The organism is Mesorhizobium erdmanii USDA 3471, assembly GCF_000472705.1.
In the GTDB taxonomy this organism is placed as follows: Bacteria; Pseudomonadota; Alphaproteobacteria; order Rhizobiales; family Rhizobiaceae; genus Mesorhizobium; species Mesorhizobium erdmanii.
The window spans coordinates 131,990-151,576 of the sequence record NZ_AXAE01000011.1 but is presented as its reverse complement, the minus strand read 5'-3'; the positions used below and the strand labels follow the sequence as shown (position 1 = coordinate 151,576).

Annotated in this window: 21 protein-coding genes; 11 read left to right on the top strand and 10 right to left on the bottom strand. The window is 63.1% G+C overall.

All coding sequences use genetic code 11. The features are described 5' to 3' along the window. Positions 1 to 14 precede the first annotated feature (14 nt). The 5 genes from uvrA to A3AU_RS0105855 all read right to left on the bottom strand — a co-directional run bounded on the left by uvrA (position 15) and on the right by A3AU_RS0105855 (position 5,518). Positions 15 to 2,936: an excinuclease ABC subunit UvrA gene (gene uvrA / locus A3AU_RS0105875; protein ID WP_027051960.1), complete on the bottom strand. Its 2,922-nt coding sequence runs from the start codon at positions 2,934 to 2,936 to the stop codon at positions 15 to 17. Between the two features lie 777 nt (positions 2,937 to 3,713). Next, the gene (locus A3AU_RS0105870) at positions 3,714 to 4,013 is read right to left on the bottom strand and encodes a hypothetical protein (protein WP_051355286.1); all 300 of its coding nucleotides are present in this window, start codon (positions 4,011 to 4,013) and stop codon (positions 3,714 to 3,716) included. Between the two features lie 87 nt (positions 4,014 to 4,100). After that, positions 4,101 to 4,706 (bottom strand): ATP-dependent Clp protease proteolytic subunit, encoded by a 606-nt coding sequence (locus tag A3AU_RS0105865; RefSeq protein ID WP_027051958.1) that lies wholly within the window; start codon positions 4,704 to 4,706, stop codon positions 4,101 to 4,103. A 21-nt stretch (positions 4,707 to 4,727) separates the two neighbouring features. Further along, positions 4,728 to 5,207 (bottom strand): SRPBCC family protein, encoded by a 480-nt coding sequence (locus tag A3AU_RS0105860; RefSeq protein ID WP_027051957.1) that lies wholly within the window; start codon positions 5,205 to 5,207, stop codon positions 4,728 to 4,730. Continuing rightward, positions 5,204 to 5,518: an ArsR/SmtB family transcription factor gene (locus A3AU_RS0105855; protein ID WP_027051956.1), complete on the bottom strand. Its 315-nt coding sequence runs from the start codon at positions 5,516 to 5,518 to the stop codon at positions 5,204 to 5,206. Before A3AU_RS0105855 ends, A3AU_RS0105860 begins: the two co-directional genes overlap by 4 nt. 223 nt (positions 5,519 to 5,741) lie before the next feature. On the opposite strand from A3AU_RS0105855, the gene A3AU_RS0105850 reads away from it, so the two are divergent. Both A3AU_RS0105850 and A3AU_RS0105845 read left to right on the top strand, forming a co-directional pair. After that, positions 5,742 to 6,260 (top strand): single-stranded DNA-binding protein, encoded by a 519-nt coding sequence (locus A3AU_RS0105850; protein WP_027051955.1) that lies wholly within the window; start codon positions 5,742 to 5,744, stop codon positions 6,258 to 6,260. A 129-nt stretch (positions 6,261 to 6,389) separates the two neighbouring features. Next, on the top strand, positions 6,390 to 6,815 hold the full coding sequence (locus A3AU_RS0105845) for an OsmC family protein (protein WP_027051954.1): 426 nt from the start codon (positions 6,390 to 6,392) through the stop codon (positions 6,813 to 6,815). Between the two features lie 25 nt (positions 6,816 to 6,840). On the opposite strand, the gene A3AU_RS0105840 is transcribed toward A3AU_RS0105845, so the two are convergent. Continuing rightward, positions 6,841 to 7,470, bottom strand: a complete 630-nt coding sequence (locus A3AU_RS0105840; protein ID WP_027051953.1) for a MarC family protein — start codon at positions 7,468 to 7,470, stop codon at positions 6,841 to 6,843. A gap of 312 nt (positions 7,471 to 7,782) precedes the next feature. After that, positions 7,783 to 8,313 carry a hypothetical protein gene (locus tag A3AU_RS0105835; protein ID WP_027051952.1) on the bottom strand — a complete coding sequence of 177 codons (531 nt, stop codon included), beginning with the start codon at positions 8,311 to 8,313 and terminating at the stop codon, positions 7,783 to 7,785. Between the two features lie 85 nt (positions 8,314 to 8,398). On the opposite strand from A3AU_RS0105835, the gene A3AU_RS0105830 reads away from it, so the two are divergent. Then, complete coding sequence (locus tag A3AU_RS0105830; protein WP_027051951.1) at positions 8,399 to 9,229, top strand: helix-turn-helix transcriptional regulator; 831 nt, start codon at positions 8,399 to 8,401, stop codon at positions 9,227 to 9,229. A gap of 24 nt (positions 9,230 to 9,253) precedes the next feature. Here the strand turns inward: A3AU_RS0105830 and A3AU_RS0105825 are convergent, their stop codons facing one another. Next, the gene (locus A3AU_RS0105825) at positions 9,254 to 9,877 is read right to left on the bottom strand and encodes a ParB-like protein (protein ID WP_027051950.1); all 624 of its coding nucleotides are present in this window, start codon (positions 9,875 to 9,877) and stop codon (positions 9,254 to 9,256) included. After that, positions 9,874 to 11,577 (bottom strand): SulP family inorganic anion transporter, encoded by a 1,704-nt coding sequence (locus tag A3AU_RS01000000134960; protein ID WP_032916937.1) that lies wholly within the window; start codon positions 11,575 to 11,577, stop codon positions 9,874 to 9,876. Before A3AU_RS01000000134960 ends, A3AU_RS0105825 begins: the two co-directional genes overlap by 4 nt. A 211-nt stretch (positions 11,578 to 11,788) precedes the next feature. Between A3AU_RS01000000134960 and gyrA the strand changes: the two genes are divergently transcribed. Beyond that, positions 11,789 to 14,590, top strand: a complete 2,802-nt coding sequence (gene gyrA, locus A3AU_RS0105815; protein ID WP_027051949.1) for a DNA gyrase subunit A — start codon at positions 11,789 to 11,791, stop codon at positions 14,588 to 14,590. Between the two features lie 66 nt (positions 14,591 to 14,656). Here the strand turns inward: gyrA and A3AU_RS1000000139730 are convergent, their stop codons facing one another. After that, positions 14,657 to 14,809: a hypothetical protein gene (locus tag A3AU_RS1000000139730; protein ID WP_081293956.1), complete on the bottom strand. Its 153-nt coding sequence runs from the start codon at positions 14,807 to 14,809 to the stop codon at positions 14,657 to 14,659. Between the two features lie 194 nt (positions 14,810 to 15,003). Between A3AU_RS1000000139730 and coaD the strand changes: the two genes are divergently transcribed. From coaD to tgt, 7 genes are all read left to right on the top strand, one after another. Next, complete coding sequence (coaD, locus tag A3AU_RS0105805) at positions 15,004 to 15,504, top strand: pantetheine-phosphate adenylyltransferase (protein ID WP_027051948.1); 501 nt, start codon at positions 15,004 to 15,006, stop codon at positions 15,502 to 15,504. 110 nt (positions 15,505 to 15,614) lie between these two features. Continuing rightward, positions 15,615 to 16,109 (top strand): peptidylprolyl isomerase, encoded by a 495-nt coding sequence (locus tag A3AU_RS0105800; RefSeq protein ID WP_245235427.1) that lies wholly within the window; start codon positions 15,615 to 15,617, stop codon positions 16,107 to 16,109. A gap of 30 nt (positions 16,110 to 16,139) precedes the next feature. Further along, the gene (locus A3AU_RS0105795) at positions 16,140 to 16,652 is read left to right on the top strand and encodes a peptidylprolyl isomerase (protein ID WP_027051946.1); all 513 of its coding nucleotides are present in this window, start codon (positions 16,140 to 16,142) and stop codon (positions 16,650 to 16,652) included. A 12-nt stretch (positions 16,653 to 16,664) separates the two neighbouring features. Beyond that, complete coding sequence (locus tag A3AU_RS0105790) at positions 16,665 to 17,114, top strand: DMT family transporter (RefSeq protein ID WP_027051945.1); 450 nt, start codon at positions 16,665 to 16,667, stop codon at positions 17,112 to 17,114. Continuing rightward, positions 17,114 to 18,202: a tRNA preQ1(34) S-adenosylmethionine ribosyltransferase-isomerase QueA gene (gene queA, locus A3AU_RS0105785; RefSeq protein ID WP_027051944.1), complete on the top strand. Its 1,089-nt coding sequence runs from the start codon at positions 17,114 to 17,116 to the stop codon at positions 18,200 to 18,202. The genes A3AU_RS0105790 and queA overlap by 1 nt, the downstream gene beginning before the upstream one ends. After that, complete coding sequence (locus A3AU_RS0105780) at positions 18,192 to 18,461, top strand: hypothetical protein (protein ID WP_027051943.1); 270 nt, start codon at positions 18,192 to 18,194, stop codon at positions 18,459 to 18,461. The genes queA and A3AU_RS0105780 overlap by 11 nt, the downstream gene beginning before the upstream one ends. Then, positions 18,454 to 19,584, top strand: a complete 1,131-nt coding sequence (gene tgt, locus A3AU_RS0105775; protein ID WP_027051942.1) for a tRNA guanosine(34) transglycosylase Tgt — start codon at positions 18,454 to 18,456, stop codon at positions 19,582 to 19,584. The genes A3AU_RS0105780 and tgt overlap by 8 nt, the downstream gene beginning before the upstream one ends. The last annotated feature ends 3 nt before the right edge of the window (positions 19,585 to 19,587 follow it).

Here is a 19,587-nt window from a genome sequence, read left to right as displayed (position 1 = left end):
GCCATTTCCAGTCATCACTCGGCCGCTTCGCGCTTGCCTCCGGGGCGCCGTTCCAGCAGTTCCTTGAGGAACTGGCCGGTATAGCTGCGCTTTTCGCGCACGATGGCTTCCGGCGTGCCCTGGGCAACCAGTTCGCCGCCGCCGTCGCCGCCTTCGGGGCCGAGGTCGAGCACCCAGTCGGCGGTCTTGATGACTTCGAGATTGTGCTCGATGACCACCACCGTGTTGCCTTGGTCAACCAGTTCGTGCAGCACTTCCAACAGCTTGGCGACATCGTGGAAATGCAGGCCGGTGGTCGGCTCGTCGAGAATGTAGAGCGTCTTGCCGGTCGCCTTGCGCGACAGTTCCTTGGCGAGTTTGATGCGCTGCGCCTCGCCACCTGAAAGCGTCGTTGCCTGCTGGCCGATATGGATGTAGCCGAGGCCGACCTGCTTCAGCGTGTCGAGCTTGTCGCGCACGCCGGGCACGGCGGCGAAGAAGTCGACGCCTTCCTCGACCGTCATGTCGAGCACGTCGGCGATCGACTTGCCTTTGAACAGCACATCAAGCGTCTCTCTGTTGTAGCGCTTGCCGTGGCAGACGTCGCAGGTGACGTAGACGTCGGGCAGAAAATGCATCTCGATCTTGATGACGCCGTCGCCCTGGCAGGCTTCGCAGCGGCCACCCTTGACGTTGAACGAGAAACGCCCCGGCTGATAGCCGCGCGCCTTGGCTTCGGGCAGGCCGGCGAACCAGTCGCGGATCGGCGTGAAGGCGCCGGTATAGGTGGCGGGGTTCGACCGCGGCGTGCGGCCGATGGGCGACTGGTCGATGTCGATGACCTTGTCGAGGAATTCCAGGCCCTCGATGCGGTCATGCTCGGCCGGATGTTCGCGCGAACCCATGATGCGGCGCGAGGCTGCCTTGAACAGTGTCTCGATGAGGAAGGTCGACTTGCCGCCGCCCGACACGCCGGTGACGGCGGTGAAGGTGCCGAGCGGGATTTCGGCGGTGACGTTCTTCAGATTGTTGCCGCGCGCGCCGACGATCTTCAGGCGGCGGTTCTTTCTCGCCTCACGCCGAACACCGGGGGTCGCGACTTCGAGCGCGCCCGACAGGTACTTGCCGGTGATCGAATTGGGATTGGCCATCACCTGCTGCGGCGTGCCCTGGGCGATGATCTCACCGCCATGGATGCCGGCGGCCGGCCCCATGTCGACGACATAGTCGGCATGCAGGATGGCGTCCTCGTCATGCTCGACGACGATCACCGTATTACCGATGTCGCGCAGGTGCTTGAGCGTATCGAGCAGACGGGTGTTGTCTCGCTGGTGAAGGCCGATCGACGGCTCGTCCAGCACGTAAAGCACGCCGGTGAGGCCGGAGCCGATCTGCGAGGCCAGCCGGATGCGCTGGCTCTCGCCGCCCGACAGCGTGCCGGAATTGCGCGACAGCGTCAGATAGTCGAGCCCGACATCGTTGAGGAAGCGCAGGCGCTCGCGGATTTCCTTGAGCACGCGCACCGCAATCTCGTTCTGCTTGTCGTTGAGCTGCGCCGGCAGGTCGGTGAACCATTTGTCGGCGTTGCGGATCGACTGCTCGGTGACCTCGCCAATGTGCTTGCCGGCGATCTTCACGGCCAGCGCCTCAGGCTTCAGCCGGTAGCCCTTGCAGACGGGGCAAGGCGTCGCCGACATGAAACGCTCAATCTCCTCGCGCATCCAGGCGGATTCGGTTTCCTTCCAGCGCCGTTCGAGATTGGGGATGACGCCTTCGAAGGTCTTGGTCGTCTTGTAGGAGCGCAGGCCGTCATCGTACTGGAAGGTGACTTCGCGCTCGCCAGTGCCGCGCAGGATCGCGTCCTGGGCCGCGGCGGAAAGGTCCTTGAACTTGTCGCCGAGCTTGAAATTGTAGGCCTTGCCCAACGCCTCGAGCGTCTGCACGTAATAGGGCGAGGTCGATTTCGCCCACGGGCTGACGGCGCCTTCGCGTAGCGACACGTTCTCGTCGGGCACGACGAGGTTGGGGTCGATTGCTCGCTGACTGCCGAGACCGTCGCAGGTCGGGCAGGCGCCGAACGGGTTGTTGAACGAGAACAGCCGCGGCTCGATCTCGGGAATGGTGAAGCCGGATACCGGGCAGGCGAATTTTTCCGAGAACAGGATGCGTTCATGCGTCTCGTTCTTCGACTTGTTGACCGAATCCTCGCCGGTCTGGCTGGCATCGAGCGGCTTGTCTGCGAACTCGGCCACCGCCAGCCCCTCGGCGAGCTTCAGCGCGGTTTCGATGGAGTCGGCAAGACGCGTCGCAAGATCGCCGCGCACGACGATGCGGTCGACGACGACGTCGATGTCGTGCTTGTACTTCTTGTCCAGCGCCGGAACGTCCGCGATCTCATAGAAGACGCCGTCGACCTTGACGCGCTGAAAACCCTTCTTCTGCAGTTCCAGCAGTTCCTTGCGGTATTCGCCCTTGCGGCCGCGCACGATCGGCGCCAGCAGGAACAGGCGCGTGCCTTCCTCCAGCGCCAGCACCCGGTCGACCATCTGGCTGACCGTCTGGCTCTCGATCGGCAGGCCGGTGGCCGGCGAATAGGGCACGCCGACACGGGCGAACAAAAGGCGCATATAGTCGTAGATCTCGGTGACGGTGCCGACCGTCGAGCGCGGGTTCTTCGACGTGGTCTTCTGCTCGATGGAGATGGCGGGCGACAGGCCGTCGATCTGGTCGACGTCGGGCTTCTGCATCATTTCGAGGAATTGCCTGGCATAGGCCGACAGGCTCTCGACATAGCGGCGCTGGCCTTCGGCGTAGATGGTGTCGAAGGCAAGCGACGATTTGCCGGAACCGGACAGGCCGGTCATGACGATCAGGCTGTCACGCGGCAGGTCGAGATCGACGTTCTTCAGATTGTGTTCGCGCGCCCCGCGAATGGAAAGGAATTTATGGTCGGCCATCGCCGGTCGCCGCCTCAGATCTGGAATTCGTGGGATTGGCGGGATTTTCCCGGCCATCCCCTATGTAGGTGTTTTTGCCGCCACGTCGAGAGACGCCACAATTCCCGACAGAAGTCGTTTAACCGCCTTTCCCGTGAACGGGCAAGCGGAAAGAACAAAGGCCGAACACGCTCCTGACAAAGCTGTGCAAAAGCCGGCATGGCTGTTTCGGAAAACTGGCATGGCTGTTTCGGAAAAATGACTGGCACGTAACCTCCCTGCGATCACAATTTTCGGTAACCGGCTATTGATGGTTGACGCGGCCGTCTCACGGGAGCAGTCTCCAGAAGTCAGCGAAGCCGGCCGTCTTTCGACGGCCTCGCCGCCCCAAGGCGGCCTGCGAGACGCCGCAGGCATTTGCGATTTGCGCTTCGCGACGACCATGTCGCAACGGACACAGGAGCGGAGCATGACGCCACCGGATAGTCCCCAAAGGCTCCACGTCTCGTTGGAGCCGCGGCAGGCATAAGTGCCAGGGTTTAGCGTTTGCGCCACCCGACAAACCGTGACTTGCCGTATCCCCCAACAATCAGAGACTCCTAGTCGGATCGTCGGCTGACGCCGCGAAGCATCCGAAATCCAACGCCGGCAGTACACTCCCGGCAAAATATGGATTTGAGATCCAGAAAAGCCCCGTCCGTTTGCCCAAGGGTACGGCGGGGCTATTCTTTTTGGGGAATGGCTTGAATCGGTAACACGGCGGGTTTCTGCCCGAGGCCGCGTTTGTCTGGCCAGACCCTACCTGGGAGGTTTCATCCCGCCCGTGGCGACGTCCACGGTGATGCTGCCGGAAATCCTGACATCCGTATCGCCGATCTTGAACGTGCCGTTGCCGTTGCCGGGGAATGCGTCGTCGGGTTCGGGCTGGGGTGCCGGCTTGGCGATACGGTAGTTACCGGTCACGCCGGGCAGGGCACTTTTCTGCGCCGATGATGAGGTGTCTTCGGCAAGTGCCGTGCCAGACACAAGGCCGGCGACGACGAGCGCCGCCGCGACGACAATACGATGCGATGTCCTGGACAGATGAGTATCGGTCATTCCCCGATTATAGGGACGAGCCGCCATCGGAACCAGACCGGTGTCGTCAAATCTTCGACAATGAGCAGGATGCGATGTGGCCCCGGTTCATGCAGCCTTTTTGCGGGTGTCGAAGACGTGGTCGACAATGCCCCATGCCTGCGCTTCCTTCGCGGTCATGAAATGGTCGCGGTCGAGCGTGCGTTCGACCTCCTCATAGCTGCGGCCGCAATGCTGGGCGTAGAGTTCAGCCATGCGCTGTTTGGTCTTGCCGATGCGCTCGGCGTGGCGCTGGATGTCGGATGCCTGGCCCTGGAAGCCGCCCAGCGGCTGATGCAGCAGGATGGTGGCGTTCGGCAGCGCGATGCGGCGCCCCGGCGTGCCCGCCATCAGCAGGAACGAACCCATCGAGGCGGCAAAACCCATGCACACGGTTGATACCGGGCAGCTGACATATTGCATCGTGTCGTAGATGGCGAAGCCGCTGGTCACCACGCCGCCCGGCGAGTTGATGTAGAGCGAGATCTCCTTGTCGGGATTGTCTGATTCCAGCGACAAGAGCTGCGCGCAGACCAGCGCCGAGACATCGTCGTTGATCTCGCCGTTGATGAAGACGATGCGCTCGCGCAGCAGCCGCGAGAAAATGTCGAAGGCACGTTCGCCGCGGCTCGATTGCTCGATCACCATCGGCACCAGACTGGCAATACCGCTCATTTTTCGTCTCCGATTTCGTGTTCAAGCGGCGCGCAGCAGAGAGCGCGGTGTGTTCGCGGCGACGGGCTTTCCGGTCCCGTGAACCCCGAGCGAAAGCCGGCAGCCGGTGCCCGCCATGGCGACGGCAGGTATCGCCTTCCCGGCAAAGCCGTCATGGACAATGCGCAGATGCGTGCCGCCGGAAACGGTGCGGGAGAGTGTGAAGGTGACGACACTGTCGAGTTCCCGACGATCGGCCTCGCCGCTCTCGGACCGCTCGCGCCAGGAGTAGCGAAGCAGACGCCCGGGTTCGGCATCGAGCACTTCGCACTCGATCGGCGCGCCCTGTCCGGCAAAGGCGAAGCGGCTGCCGCTTTCCGGCTTGATATCGTTCGGCATCATCCACGCCGCCAACAGCTCCGGCACGGTCAGCGCACGCCACACCTTTTCCGGCGCATCCGGGAGATCGCATTCGAAGGCGAGGGCGTCGTTGGCGGTTCGCGCCTGCTTTTCGTCGTTCATTGATCCATATCCTTCAAAACCGTCTTCAGCCTCTCGATGCGCTCCGGCCAGAAGGTCCGGTAGCGATCGATCCAGGAGAGCAGCGGGGCAAGCCCTTGAGGGTCGGCGCGGTAGTAGGCGTTGCGGCCCGCTCGCCGCTCGACGACCAGGCCGGCGCCACGCAGTACCGCCAGATGCTGCGACACAGCCGGCTGCGATACCGTCAGGCCGCTGCGCAATTCCGAAACGCTCATTTCAGCCGTGGCGAGGCGCTCGAAGACGGCGCGGCGCGTCGGGTCGGCCAGGGCGCGGAAAATCTCTGCTTCGATCATGGCGAAAGCATAAGTCGATACTTATTGATTTGGCAAGCGCTGTTTTGAGACCCATATGATGGCTCGGGCATTGCTGCCATTCCTTGACAATCAGCGGCAGTGCATATAGGAACGAAAAGGGAACAAAAACCTTGTGGGAAAAGCCAGCCTTGGCAGGCGGCTGAAGTCCGCAGCCTGTAAGGTGCTGCGACAAAAATTTGTTTCGGAAGAGCGGAGAAATATCATGGCGGGTAGCGTCAACAAGGTCATTCTGGTCGGCAATCTCGGCGCGGATCCGGAAATCCGCCGCCTGAATTCGGGCGAGCCGGTCGTCAACATCCGCATCGCCACGTCGGAAAGCTGGCGCGACAAGAATTCCGGCGAGCGCAAGGAGAAGACCGAGTGGCACAATGTCGTCATCTTCAATGAGGGCATCGCCAAGGTGGCCGAGCAGTACCTGAAGAAGGGCATGAAGGTTTATGTCGAGGGCCAACTGCAGACGCGCAAATGGCAGGACCAGACCGGGGCCGACAAGTACACGACGGAGGTCGTGCTGCAGAAATTCCGCGGCGAGTTGCAGATGCTCGACGCACGTGGCCAGGGTGAAGGCGGCCAGGTCGGCGGTTATTCCGGCGGCGGCAGCAGCCGCGGTTCCGATTTCGGCCAGTCCAGCCCGAATGAAAGCTTCAACCGCGGCGGCGGCGCGCCCAGGGGTGGCGGCGGCGGCTCGTCGCGTGAACTGGACGACGAGATTCCGTTCTGATCGAATTGACACCAAACGGCTGACGCCGCGTGGTCGAGACGCCCCGAGAGTCCTGCATGGACTCTCGGGGTTTTGCGTTGTTGATTTGGCCCGGCGGCAGGTGCGATCAAGGATTGAAAGGACAAGGCGGTGAAGGCACGGGTAAAATGGGTCGAAGAGCGCACATTCGTCGGCGAGTCCGGCAGCGGCCACAAGCTGGTGCTGGGAACGGCATCCGGCCCTGAGGGCAAGACGCCAGGCCCGAGCCCGATGGAACTGGTGCTGATCGGCACCGGCGGCTGTTCGGCCTATGATGTCGTCCACATTCTCGAGAAGGGCCGCGAAGCGGTCGAGGACTGCGTCGTCGAACTCGATGCCGACAGGGCAGAGACTGACCCGAAAGTGTTTACGCGCATCCACATGCATTTCATCGTCAAGGGCAGGGCGCTTTCGACCGACAAGGTTAAACGGGCGATCAACTTGTCGATCGACAAATACTGCTCGGCCAGCGCTATGATGGCCAAGACGGCCACGATCACGCATGATTTTGAAGTGATCGACACGGCGGCGAAGTAGGGCAGTAGGGCAGTAGGCGTGCTGTTTACCCCGCCATCAATGCCTTGATGCCATCGGCGACGAACTGCACAGCCAGTGCGGCCAGGATGACGCCGAGCAGGCGGGTGAGAATCGAGCGTCCGGTCTGGCCGAGGATGCGGTCGATGCGTTCCGAGAGCACGAACACCATATAGGTGATGACGAGGCAGACGAAGATGATGCCGACCAGTGCCGCTTGCGCGGCAAAGCCCTGAAACGAGCCGGAAAGCAGCACCGTCGCAGAAATCGCGCCGGGACCGGCGATCAGCGGGATCGCCAGCGGGAAGGCGGCGATGTTGTGGATCATGTCCTTGGTGATGGCGACGTCGCCGATCTTCTCCTTGCGGTCCTGACGGCGCTCGAACACCATTTCGAAGGCGATGAAGAACAGCAGAAAGCCGCCGGCGACGCGGAAGGCCGGCAAGGTGATGCCGAACACCGACAGGATAGAGGCGCCGGCCACCGCGAACAGCGCCATCACCAGGAAGCCGATGACCGAGGCGCGCACGGAGACCTGCTGTCGCTCCTCGCGGTTCATGCCGCGTGTCACGGCGAGGAACAACGGCGCCAGGCCGGGCGGGTCGATGGTCACGAGAATGGTGACGAAGGCATTGAACAGGCTGTCGAAACTCGGCATCGCTGACCCCTCCCGCCGGGCCGAGCCCGCTCTGCATTGGTAGAGCAAAGCCCGGCCGGTGGAAACAGTCAGGGGCATGAATGCCCGGTTCTCCTTTATGCTGGCGGGACAGTGCCCCCCTCTGTCCTGCCGGACATCTCCCCCACAAGGGGGGAGATTGGCTGTCATTGCCGCTTTCGCCAATCGCCAAAATTTGTGGGAATGGCGCCGTCGCCGAAGCTGCTAATCTCCCCCCAAGTGGGGGAGATGGCCGGCAGGCCAGAGGGGGGCGCGAAGGATCGCCACCTATCATTTCGACCGCCTTTCGAAGACCTATTGAGCTTTATTCTCTCGCTGCGCCAGGAACTCGACTTCGAGGTGCCAGTCCGTGCCGTCCTGCGAGCGCTCGCCGAGCCAGCGGAAGGAGTTTTCGGTGATCCGCGAAAAGCTCCAGCGCACCGAGGAGCCCGTGCCATCGGCGCCGACTTGCACGATCGTATCGCCCTCGGCGCGGCCGAGCTGGCGGCTGAAATACTGGTTGCGCGGATCGCTCCAAAAGATGTGCCAGGCATCCGCGCCGGGATCGTAGACGCGCAGTGTGGTGCCATAAAAAGTCCACTTGCCGAGCGAAGGAGAGGGGCCGGCATCACGGGCGGGCAGTATCCAGACGTCCTGGATGGCGCGGCCTTCCAGCACCCAGCCGAAATGCACCTCGCCGCGGCCGGTCAGCACGGTGCCATCCTCGAGGTGGCGTGAGGCATCGAACGTCCAGGCGCCGACGAAGCGGCCGTAAAGGTTCAGTTTTTCCGCAAGTCCGCCGATCGGTCCGGGGCTGTGCAAGGCTTCGGCAAAGGGGGCGAACATGGTTGCGGTCTCTTTCTGTCAGGAGGCCGTTAGGAGTAGGCGCCGACGGGGTTCTGGGCTTGGGAAAAATTGCTATATTTCGGCCATGACTGCGACGACCCGCACTCTCGCATCCGGACCCGGCTGGCACGTGGCGGATGTGACCTGCACGGCAAGCGCCGGCGATCGGCCATTCGAGGAAGCCCATCAGGATTTCTGCGTCGCGGCGGTGACAAGCGGCACGTTCCGCTACCGCGCCCAACAAGGCACCGCGATGCTGGCGCCCGGCGCGCTCCTGCTCGGCAATCCCGGCACATGCTATGAATGCGGGCATGAGCATGGCAGTGGCGACCGCTGCCTGTCGTTCCATTTCGGACCGAGCTACATGGAACGGATCATCGCGGGCGTGCCGGGGGCCAGGACGCTCGCCTTCGAGGCGCCACGGCTGCCGCCCTTGCCGGCCCTGGCGCCGTTGCTGGCCGAGGCCGAAGCCGCGCGCGACATGGCTGACAGGGACGCCTTCGAGGAATTGTCCCTGCGCATTGCGGCTGCGGCCGTGACCACGGCTTCCGACGCGGCGCCTGTCAGGCGCGGACCGAGCCGCCGCGATCAGAAACGGGTGGCCGAAGCGGTACGGCGCATCGAACTGGATGGCGACGGGCCGGTCTCGCTGTCGGCACTGGCGGACGAAACCGCGACAAGTCCCTATCATTTCCTGCGCATTTTCCGGCAGGTCGCCGGCATGACGCCCTACCAATTCCTGATCAGGACCCGGCTGCACCGTGCGGCAGTACGGCTGCGGCTGTCGGACGATGCGATCTCGGCGATCGCCTTCGACGCCGGCTTCAACGATCTCTCGACCTTCAACCGCCGGTTTCGGCGCGTCATGGGCCAGACACCAAGCAGATATCGCGCCGGGCAGGCGTCCAGGCGTTGAAAGGCTCGCCCGCCGCCGGCGGCGTCAGTCCGTGGTCGGCCCGCACCAGCCCGGCAGATAGTCCGCGTCCTTGCCCTTGGCGAGCGTCAACGCCTCTTTCATCGCCTTGTCGAAGTTCTTCGCCACGGCTTCCGGATCGATGCGCCGGCGCAGAAAATCCGCCCAGATGAATTCGCTGAACGGCGTCGTGTCCTTGGCGAAACCGCCTTGCCGACGCAACTCGCCCGCCATGCTCCGGTAAGGATCGTCGATCAGCTCGCCGATTGTCTTCGGAATTGCCGAGTAATCGCGGCGCTGGCCGTTCTCATCGAAGGGGTGCATCCAGCCTCTGTTGTCGAGCACGAAAAGAAACGCGTCCTTGTCGAGCGCCGACAGGTCGCTGATCACGGTCACAAGCACGTCCTTGACCCCCTCCTCGAGCAGGGCGCGAGCGAGGTGATGGTGGTCGGTCACGTAGTTGCGATTTTTAGGACCCAATACGACCGGCACCATGTGCTTGCCGAGGAAAGCGCCGGTCTTCTTCCTGGCGTCCTGCGACCGGATCATCTGGCGCTTCAACGCAACTTCTCTCATGCCGACCGTTATCTGCGTCGGCCGAAGGTCCGCGACGGCAACCGGCGTGACAATGGGTTCTCGAGGGTCGATCATGGCACTCCATCCTGTTCCTGCCGCGGCTGTTTGCCCGGACCAAGTGATTTGATCGCTGCGTCGACACTGTGGAATATGCGCTGAGTGCCGACTATTTCGGCGATGCCGAACCGCGCCAGTGCCGCCTGGGCGCGCAGCGATTCCAGTCGTGCAATGGCAAAGACCGCGCCCGCCTTGCGGGAATGCGCGATGGTGTCGATCAGCGCCTGCGCGGCGGTGTAGTCGATTTCGACGATGTTGCTGGCCTCGAGCACGACCAGTTTCACGGTTTCGTTCCTGGCATCGACGAGATCGCAAACACCACGCTTGAAGCGATCGGCATTGACGAAGGATAGCGGCGCCTGGAAGGCCGCGACCAGCACGCCCGGGATCTGTTCGCCGGCATTGGGCTTGCTGGGCGGCCACCACACGGAAGTGCCAGGCACCTGTTCGAGCTCGATCGGCAGCGTCCGGGTTGCGCTCCAGATGCCGTGCAGCAGCGACAGGCCGATGCCGACCGCCACGCCGGCCTCGATCGGCAACACGACGATCGCCGCCATGGTGATCAGGATCAACACGAATTCGACCGGCGCCTGCCGGTAGACACTGGCGAACACCTTCCAGCGCAGTATGTGCTGGGCGACAAACATCAGGACGCCTGCAAGCGCGGCCTGCGGAACATTGGCGAGCAGCCCGCCGCCAAAGGCGCCGAGCGCAAGCACGATGGCCGCGGCAATGAGGCCTGACAGTTGCGAGCGGCCGCCCGACTGGGAAACGATCGCCGTGCGCGGCGGGCTGGCATTAACGGCAAAGGCGCCGAACAGGCCCGACGCGATGCTGCCGGCGCCGACGCCGATGAAATCGCGGTTGACGTCGGGTGCGTCGTCCTGTTGCGAGGCGAAGGAACGCGAGGTGGCAGCCGTCTGCACCATGACGACAATGGCGATCAGCAAGGCCAGCGGAACGAGCGCCTGAACGTCATCGAGGCCGGCTTCCGGCAGGTGGGCGCGCGGCAGGCCGTTGGGCAAGGCGCCAAGCACCTCGACGCCGCGATCCCTGAGATCGAAGACGATGACCGCAAGCGTGGCGAGCACCATGCCGATCAAGGCGCCGGGGATGCGAGCGCTGATCCGTTCCGAACAGAACACGATCGCAAACACGCCGAAGCCAAGGCCGAAGCTCCAGGGATTGGTGAGATGAAGACTGCCGGCGATCTGGCCGACACGCCGCAAGGTTTCGCCACTCTCGGCGGGCAGGCTGAGCAGCCCGGGCATCTGCGAAACGATGATGTGGACGGCGATGCCGGCCAAAAACCCCGTCGTGACCGGCACCGACAGGAGATCGGCAATCCAGCCGAGGCGCAAGACGCCGCTGAGGGCCACGATCAGCCCGACCATCAATGCCAGCATGGCCGCCAGCGCCAGGTAATGCGGCGAGCCTGATGTGGCGAGCAGCGCCAGGCTACCGGCAAACAGCGGCGTGATGGTCGAATCCGCGCCGGCCGAGAGGTGACGGTTGGCGCCGAACAGGGCAAACGCCACCGAACCAGCCACAAAGGCGAAGAAACCGATCTCCGGAGCAAAGCCGCCGAGCCGGGCCGTTGCCATCTGCTCTGGAATGGCGATCGCGGCCAGCGTCAAACCCGCGATCAGATCGCCATTCAAATCCCGGAGCTGCCAGCCGGTCAGCGCGCGCAAAGGCAGCCACTGGCGCCAGTTCATGGTGCTTGAGGCTTTTGCCTGGGGAAGTTGGTCCATTGCCGGCTTTTGCCTTGGTGGCGGCGAAAAGCGTTGTGGCCATATCGTCGCAATTTGCGGTATCCTTTTGAAATTACCACCAAAAATGACACTGGAAAAGTGCCGCGAACATTGGAGTTTCGGCCGCGCTTCCTATATAAGCGGTCAGTGATTCCTGATTAGATTGTGATCCGATTTGACCGACCAAAAGACACCGCGCGGCGCCGACGGCGGCCCCACCGGCATCGAGCCGATCTCCATTATCGAGGAGATGCAGAGCTCCTATCTCTCTTACGCCATGAGCGTGATCGTCAGTCGTGCGCTGCCCGATGTGCGCGACGGCCTGAAGCCCGTGCATCGGCGTATTCTCTATGCGGCGCATGAGAGCGGCTACCACTGGAACCGCAAATATGTGAAGTCGGCGCGCCCGGTCGCCGACGTGATGGGTAAATACCATCCGCATGGCGACGCATCGATCTATGACGCCTTGGTGCGCATGGCGCAGGACTGGTCGCTGCGCGTACCGCTGATCGACGGGCAGGGTAATTTCGGCTCGATCGACGGCGATCCGCCGGCGGCGATGCGCTACACCGAATCGCGGCTGACCAAGGTCGCGCATGAGCTTCTGGAGGACATCGACAAGGATACCGTCGATTTCCAGGACACCTATGATGCCTCGGACACGGAACCGAAGGTTCTGCCGGCGCGCTTTCCCAATCTGCTGGTCAATGGCTCCGGCGGCATCGCCGTCGGCATGGCCACCAACATTCCGCCACACAATCTCGGCGAAGTCTGCAACGGCGCCATTGCCGTCATCGACAATCCGGCGATCGACCTTCCGGCGCTGATGGAGATCATTCCAGGCCCCGATTTCCCGACCGGCGGCATCGTGCTTGGCCGCTCCGGCATCTACAGCGCCTATTCGACCGGCCGCGGCTCTATCGTCATGCGCGGCAAGGTCAATATCGAACAGCGCGGCAACGACCGGGAATCGATCATCATCACCGAGGTGCCCTACCAGGTGAACAAGGCCTCGATGATCGAGAAGATGGCCGAGCTGGTGCGCGACAAGCGCATCGAAGGCATCTCCGACATTCGCGACGAAAGCGACCGTCAGGGTTATCGAGTCGTCGTCGAACTGAAGCGCGACGCCGTCGCCGACGTCATTCTCAATCAGCTTTACCGCTTCACGCCGCTGCAGACCTCGTTCGGCGCCAATATGGTGGCGCTGAATGGCGGCAAGCCGGAAGTGATGAACCTGACCGACATGCTGAAGGCGTTCGTCACCTTCCGCGAAGAGGTCATCACAAGGCGGACCAAATTCCTGCTGCGCAAAGCGCGCGACCGCGCCCACGTGCTGGTAGGCCTTGCCATCGCGGTTGCCAATATCGACGAGGTCATCAAGTTGATCCGCACCGCGCCGGACCCGCAGACGGCGCGCGAGCAGTTGATGGAGCGGCGCTGGCCGTCGGGCGATGTGGAATCGCTGATCCTCCTCATCGACGATCCGCGCCACCGCATCAATGAGGACGGCACCTACAATCTGTCCGAGGAACAGGCGCGCGCCATCCTCGAACTGCGCCTGCAGCGCCTGACCGCGCTCGGCCGCGACGAGATCGCCGACGAATTGAACACGATCGGCGCCGAAATCGTTGATTATCTGGACATTTTGTCGTCGCGCGCGCGCGTCCAGCAGATCGTCAAGGACGAGCTCGCCGCCGTGCGCGACGAGTTCGGCACGCCTCGCCGCACCGAACTCACCGACGGCGGCGCGGACATGGAAGACGAGGACCTGATCCAGCGCGAGGACATGGTCGTGACGGTGAGCCATTCCGGCTACATCAAGCGCGTGCCATTGTCGCTCTACCGGGCGCAGCGCCGCGGCGGCAAGGGCCGCTCCGGCATGTCGACCAAGGAAGAGGATTTCGTCACAAGGCTGTTCGTCGCCAATACGCACACGCCGGTGCTGTTCTTCTCCTCGCGCGGCATCGTCTACAAGGAAAAGGTCTGGCGTCTGCCGATCGGCAATCCGCAGTCACGCGGCAAGGCGCTGATCAACATGCTGCCGCTCGAGCAGGGCGAACGCATCACCACCATCATGCCGCTGCCCGAGGACGAGACGAGCTGGGGCGAGCTCGACGTTATGTTCGCCACGACGCGCGGTACCGTTCGCCGCAACAAGCTCTCCGACTTCGTCCAGGTCAACCGCAACGGCAAGATCGCCATGAAGCTGGAGGAAGAGGGCGACGAGATTCTCGGCGTCGAGACCTGCACCGACAATGACGACGTGCTTTTGACCGCCAGCTCCGGCCAGTGCATCCGCTTCTCTGTGGGCGACGTGCGCGTCTTCCAGAGCCGCAATTCGGTCGGCGTGCGCGGCATCACCATGGCCGAGACCGACCGCATCATCTCCATGTCGGTGATCGAGAGTGTCGATGCGCCGCCCGCCGAACGCGCCGCCTACCTCAAGCGTGCGGCGGCCGAACGGCGGGCTGCCGCGGGCATCGCCGCCGGCGAAGAGGAAGAAATAGCGCTGACCAATGAAGAGGTCGGCGAGGAGGCGGAGCTTTCCGACGAACGCTACGAGTTCCTCAAAGCACACGAGCAGTATGTGCTGACGGTGACCGAATATGGCTACGGCAAGCGCTCGTCGTCGTATGATTTCCGCCTGACTGGACGCGGCGGCAAGGGCATCCGCGCCACCGACGTGTCGAAAAAGGCCGAGATCGGCCGGCTGGTGGCGACTTTCCCGGTCGGCAATGACGATCAGATTATGCTGGTGTCGGATGGCGGTACCGTCATCCGGGTGCCGGTCAATGGTATCCGCTTCGCAAGCCGCGCCACCAAGGGCGTGACCATCTTCAATACCGCCGACGGTGAGAAGGTGGTTTCGGTCGAGCGGATCTCGGAGCCGCAGTCGGACGAGGAAAGCGAAGAGATCGTTCAGGGCGGCGCCGAAGCCGATCCGGCGGCTGATGGCCCTGAGGGTGCTGAGTAGGCAGGGCAGGCTTGGACATAGCAACGCCGGCCTGTTGGCCGGCGCGGCAGCAAGTTCTAGATAGACTTAGTAGTGACGATACGGCTTGCGGGGGCCGAAGCCCTCGAAGCGCTTGGTTGTTGCCCTGACGCGGATGCGTTGCGCCTCCTGATGCAGCCCGAATACTGTGGCGATCAGCATGGCGACGGTCATTGCGGTGGCGAGCATGTAGATCAGCATATGCGTGTTCTCCTGCGCCTTATAACGGATAGATGGGGTTTTGGTTTCATCTTATTAAGGGTGCAACCTAGTGAACGCTGCGTGAAGGCTTCGTGATCAGCGTGTTCATCTGTCGTTCATGTGCCGGAAAAGGTTCACGGTCTGCGCGCTGATCGGATTTGCCTTTGCGAGAGAGGCTCGCTAGAAGCTGCGGCATGATGGAACGCATCGCCCTTTACGCCGGCTCTTTCGACCCGCTGACCAACGGCCATCTCGATGTGCTGAAAGCGTCGCTGGCCGTGGCCGACATCGTCTACGCCGCGATCGGCATTCATCCGGGCAAGAAGCCGCTGTTCTCCTTCGAAGAACGGGTGCAGCTCATCGAAGCGGCCACCAAGGCCGAATTTGGCCGCGATGGCACCCGCATCAAGGTCGTCGCCTTCGACGGGCTGGTCATCGACGCCGCCAGGAGAGAGGGCGCCTCGATCATGATCCGAGGCCTGCGCGATGGCACCGATCTCGATTACGAAATGCAGATGGCCGGCATGAACGAAACCATGGCGCCAGAGCTGCAGACGGTTTTTCTGCCCGCCAGCCCTTCGGTGCGCACCATTACCGCCACACTTGTACGCCAGATAGCCTCCATGGGCGGCGACATCCGCCCCTTCGTGCCGGCGGCGGTCGCTGGCGCGCTCACCGCCAAATTCGCAAAATAAGTTTCTCGGAGAAGACCATGCAGCTGAAAAAGCTCGCCTCGTTCCTCGTCGTGCTTGCCGGTCTTGTGACCGCATCGGTCTCGGCCTATGCCGCCGACCCCGAAAACACCATGATCATCACGCTCAAGGATGGCGACGTCACCATCGCCTTGCGGCCTGATCTGGCGCCCAAGCATGTCGCGCAGATCAAGAAGCTCGTGCGTGATCATGCCTATGACAATGTCGCCTTCCACCGTGTCATCGACGGCTTCATGGCCCAGACTGGCGACGTCAAGTTCGGCAACATGGAGAAGGGTTTCAACGCCCAGGCCGTCGGCACCGGCGGTTCCGATCTGCCTGACCTGCCGGCCGAATTCTCGCAGACCGAGCACTACAAGCGCGGCGTGGTCGGCATGGCCCGCTCGCAGGATCCGAACTCCGCCAATTCGCAGTTCTTCATCATGTTCGCGCCGGCACCGCCGCTGGATGGCCAGTACACCATCGTCGGCAACGTCGTCAGCGGCATGGAACTGGTCGACAAGATCAAGAAGGGCGACGAAGCGGACAATGGTACGGTCTCCGACCCCGACCGGATGATCAAGGTGCGCATCGCCGCCGATAAGTAACTCTATTTTCTGAGAAAAAGGATATCTGACATGGCTGAGATCAAGGACCGCGAGAACGCGCTCATCCTGGAAACGACCAAGGGTAAGGTCGTCATCGAGCTTTTCCCCGATTTGGCCCCCGGCCATGTCGCCCGCATCAAGGAACTGGCCAGGGAAGGCGCCTATGATGGCGTCGTCTTCCACCGCGTCATCGACGGCTTCATGGCGCAGACCGGCGACGTCAAGTTCGGGAATTCGAGCAAGCCCAGCTTTGCTCCGTCGCGTGCCGGCATGGGCGGCTCGGAAAAGCCTGACCTGAAGGCTGAATTCTCCAATGCCAACCACGGCCGCGGCACCTGCTCGATGGCCCGTTCGCAGAACCCGAACTCGGCCAATTCGCAGTTCTTCATCTGCTTCGACGATGCCGCCTTCCTCAACCGCCAGTACACGGTCTGGGGCCAGGTCATCGAAGGCATGGACAATGTCGACAAGATCAAGCGCGGCGAGCCGGTGGTCGATCCCGACAAGATTGTGTCGCTGAAGGTCGCGGCCGACGTCAAGTAAGGCGGAACGACAATGATGGGCGTCGTCTGGTCGCTTCTCGGCATCCTGTCCGGCGCCTTCATTGCCATTCAGGCTCCGATCAATTCGCAGTTGGCACGCGGCCTGGGGCTCCCGGTCGCGGCTGCCGCCTTCTCGTTCCTGTCGGGCGCCGTCGTGCTCGGCATCATCTCCGTCACGGTGGTGAAGCTGCAAGGCATCACCCTCGACTGGAAGGCGCCGGCCCCCTGGCTGTTCATCGCCGGCGGCATGCTCGGCGGCTTCTATGTCACGCTCTCGACAATCCTGACGCCGCGCATCGGTGCCGCCGCGCTGATGGCGTTCCTGGTGGCTGGCCAGCTGCTGGCTGGCATGCTCATCGACCGCATCGGCTTCCTCGGCGTCGCGGTTCGGGAAATCTCGCTCGGCCGCGTTGCCGGCGCGGTGCTGCTCTTGGCCGGAGCGCTGCTCGTCCGGCTCTACTGATGCGTGTCGACCTCTTCGATTTCGACCTGCCGGAAGAGCGCATCGCGCTTCGCCCGGCCGAGCCGCGCGACAGTGCCAAGATGCTGGTCGTCAAGCCGGGGGCGAAACTCGACGACCGCATAGTCCGCGACCTGCCGTCTTTGCTCAGGACCGGCGACGTGCTGGTTTTCAACGACACCAAGGTCATTCCAGCGCAGCTCAAAGGCATCCGGCGGCGTGGCGAAGCACAGGCACTGGTCGAGGCCACCTTGCACATGCGCGTGGCGCCGGATCGCTGGCTCGCCTTCATGCGGCCAGGCAAACGCATCGCCGCCGGCGACCGCATCCATTTTGGCCATGACGGCAACTCCTGTTTCCTCGGCCAGCTCGACGCCACCGTCATCGAAAAAGGCGAGGGCGGCGAAGCACTGCTTGGCTTCGACCTGTCGGGACCGTTCCTCGACGAGGCGCTGCACGCCGTCGGTCACATTCCATTGCCGCCTTACATCGCCTCGAAGCGTGACGACGACGAGCGCGACCGTGCCGACTACCAGACCATCTATGCACGAGAGGAGGGGGCGGTTGCGGCGCCCACCGCCGGCTTGCATTTCACGCCGGAGCTTTTCGCGGCGCTCGACGCCAAGGGCGTCGAACGCCATTTCGTCACGCTTCATGTCGGCGCCGGCACGTTCCTGCCGGTCAAGGCAGATGACACCGCCGATCACAAGATGCATGCCGAGATCGGTTCGGTCAGCCGGGAAACAGCAGACGCGCTGAACGCGGCCAAGGCGAGAGGCGGGCGCATCGTCGCCGTCGGCACGACCTCGCTGCGGCTGCTGGAGAGTGCGGCGCGCGACGACGGTACTGTACCTGCGTGGTCCGGCCCGACCGACATCTTCATCACGCCCGGCTATCGCTTTCGCACCGCCGACATGCTGATGACCAATTTCCATCTGCCGCGCTCGACGCTGTTCATGCTGGTCTCGGCCTTCAGCGGCCTCGACACGATGCGGGCCGCCTATGCGCATGCCATCGCGAACCGCTACAGGTTCTATTCCTACGGCGACGCAAGCCTGCTTTACCGAGCGGAGACGAGCGATGGACAATGACCTGCAAGCCCTCGATCGCGATGCCCTGATCGCCGAGGTGAAGAAATTGGGCGGCGGCATTCGCGCGCATCGTGACACATCAGGCCATGATCTTTGCTGGCATCATCCCGATCTGTGGGACCTGTTGCCGGAAAAGACCACGCCCTCGATCGCCGTGCCGCCCTGGCCCAAATTCATGCGCGGCTGCATCCAATACCGGCAGTCGCTCGACAGACAGGCGCCTGACGCGTCGATCCACGACAAGGAATTCAATGGCTAAGCCGTTCACCTTCAAGGTTCTGGCGACCGACGGCAAGGCGCGGCGCGGTGTCATCGACATGCCGCGCGGCGAGATCCGTACACCCGCCTTCATGCCGGTCGGCACCGGCGGCACGGTCAAGGCGATGTATATGGACCAGGTGCGTGGCGTCGGCGCGGACATCATCCTGGGCAACACCTACCACCTGATGCTGCGGCCGGGCGCCGAGCGTGTGGCGCGGCTTGGCGGCCTGCACGAATTCGCCCGCTGGCCGCATCCGATCCTGACGGACAGTGGCGGTTTTCAAGTGATGTCGCTGTCGAAGCTGAGGAAACTGACCGAGAAAGGCGTCACCTTCCGCTCGCATATCGATGGCGCCGCCTACGAGATGTCGCCCGAGCGTTCGATCGAGATCCAGGGCCTGCTCGATTCCGACATCCAGATGCAGCTCGACGAATGCACGGCACTGCCGGCCGAGCTCAAGGAGATCGAGCGCGCCATGGAGCTGTCGCTGCGCTGGGCCGAGCGTTGCAAGACGGCTTTCGGCGACCAGCCGGGCAAGGCGATGTTTGGCATCGTGCAGGGCGGCGACAATGCTGCGCTGCGCGTTCGTTCGGCGCAGGCGCTGAGCGCCATGGAGCTGAAGGGCTATGCGGTCGGCGGCTTGGCTGTTGGCGAGCCGCAAGCGGTGATGCTCGAAATGCTCGACATCACCTGTCCGGAACTGCCCGACGACAAGCCGCGCTATCTCATGGGGGTCGGCACGCCCGACGACATCCTGAAATCGGTGGCGCGCGGCATCGACATGTTCGACTGCGTGATGCCGACGCGGGCCGGCCGCCACGGCCTTGCCTACACCCGCCGCGGCAAGGTCAATTTGCGCAACGCGCGCCATGCCGACGACCCGCGCCCGCTGGACGAGGAAAGCGACTGCCCGGCCGCGCGGGATTATTCGCGCGCCTACCTGCACCATCTGGTGCGCTCTCAGGAGGCGCTGGGCGCCATGCTTTTGACGTGGAACAATCTTTCTTATTACCAGAAGCTGATGCAGGACATTCGCGCCGCGATCGACGCCGGCAGCTTCGAGACGCGTGGGGTTGAAATCACCGAAGGCTGGGCGCGGGGCGATATTCCCGTCCTGTAAAAC

Coding starts and splice junctions, on each gene's coding strand:
- uvrA (WP_027051960.1), bottom strand. CDS start 2,936: ATGGCCGACCATAAATTCCTTTCCATTCGCGGGGCGCGCGAACACAAT.
- A3AU_RS0105870 (WP_051355286.1), bottom strand. CDS start 4,013: ATGACCGATACTCATCTGTCCAGGACATCGCATCGTATTGTCGTCGCG.
- A3AU_RS0105865 (WP_027051958.1), bottom strand. CDS start 4,706: ATGAGCGGTATTGCCAGTCTGGTGCCGATGGTGATCGAGCAATCGAGC.
- A3AU_RS0105860 (WP_027051957.1), bottom strand. CDS start 5,207: ATGAACGACGAAAAGCAGGCGCGAACCGCCAACGACGCCCTCGCCTTC.
- A3AU_RS0105855 (WP_027051956.1), bottom strand. CDS start 5,518: ATGATCGAAGCAGAGATTTTCCGCGCCCTGGCCGACCCGACGCGCCGC.
- A3AU_RS0105850 (WP_027051955.1), top strand. CDS start 5,742: ATGGCGGGTAGCGTCAACAAGGTCATTCTGGTCGGCAATCTCGGCGCG.
- A3AU_RS0105840 (WP_027051953.1), bottom strand. CDS start 7,470: ATGCCGAGTTTCGACAGCCTGTTCAATGCCTTCGTCACCATTCTCGTG.
- A3AU_RS0105835 (WP_027051952.1), bottom strand. CDS start 8,313: ATGTTCGCCCCCTTTGCCGAAGCCTTGCACAGCCCCGGACCGATCGGC.
- A3AU_RS0105830 (WP_027051951.1), top strand. CDS start 8,399: ATGACTGCGACGACCCGCACTCTCGCATCCGGACCCGGCTGGCACGTG.
- A3AU_RS0105825 (WP_027051950.1), bottom strand. CDS start 9,877: ATGATCGACCCTCGAGAACCCATTGTCACGCCGGTTGCCGTCGCGGAC.
- A3AU_RS01000000134960 (WP_032916937.1), bottom strand. CDS start 11,577: ATGAACTGGCGCCAGTGGCTGCCTTTGCGCGCGCTGACCGGCTGGCAG.
- A3AU_RS1000000139730 (WP_081293956.1), bottom strand. CDS start 14,809: ATGCTGATCTACATGCTCGCCACCGCAATGACCGTCGCCATGCTGATC.
- coaD (WP_027051948.1), top strand. CDS start 15,004: ATGATGGAACGCATCGCCCTTTACGCCGGCTCTTTCGACCCGCTGACC.
- A3AU_RS0105800 (WP_245235427.1), top strand. CDS start 15,615: ATGATCATCACGCTCAAGGATGGCGACGTCACCATCGCCTTGCGGCCT.
- A3AU_RS0105795 (WP_027051946.1), top strand. CDS start 16,140: ATGGCTGAGATCAAGGACCGCGAGAACGCGCTCATCCTGGAAACGACC.
- A3AU_RS0105790 (WP_027051945.1), top strand. CDS start 16,665: ATGATGGGCGTCGTCTGGTCGCTTCTCGGCATCCTGTCCGGCGCCTTC.
- queA (WP_027051944.1), top strand. CDS start 17,114: ATGCGTGTCGACCTCTTCGATTTCGACCTGCCGGAAGAGCGCATCGCG.
- A3AU_RS0105780 (WP_027051943.1), top strand. CDS start 18,192: ATGGACAATGACCTGCAAGCCCTCGATCGCGATGCCCTGATCGCCGAG.
- tgt (WP_027051942.1), top strand. CDS start 18,454: ATGGCTAAGCCGTTCACCTTCAAGGTTCTGGCGACCGACGGCAAGGCG.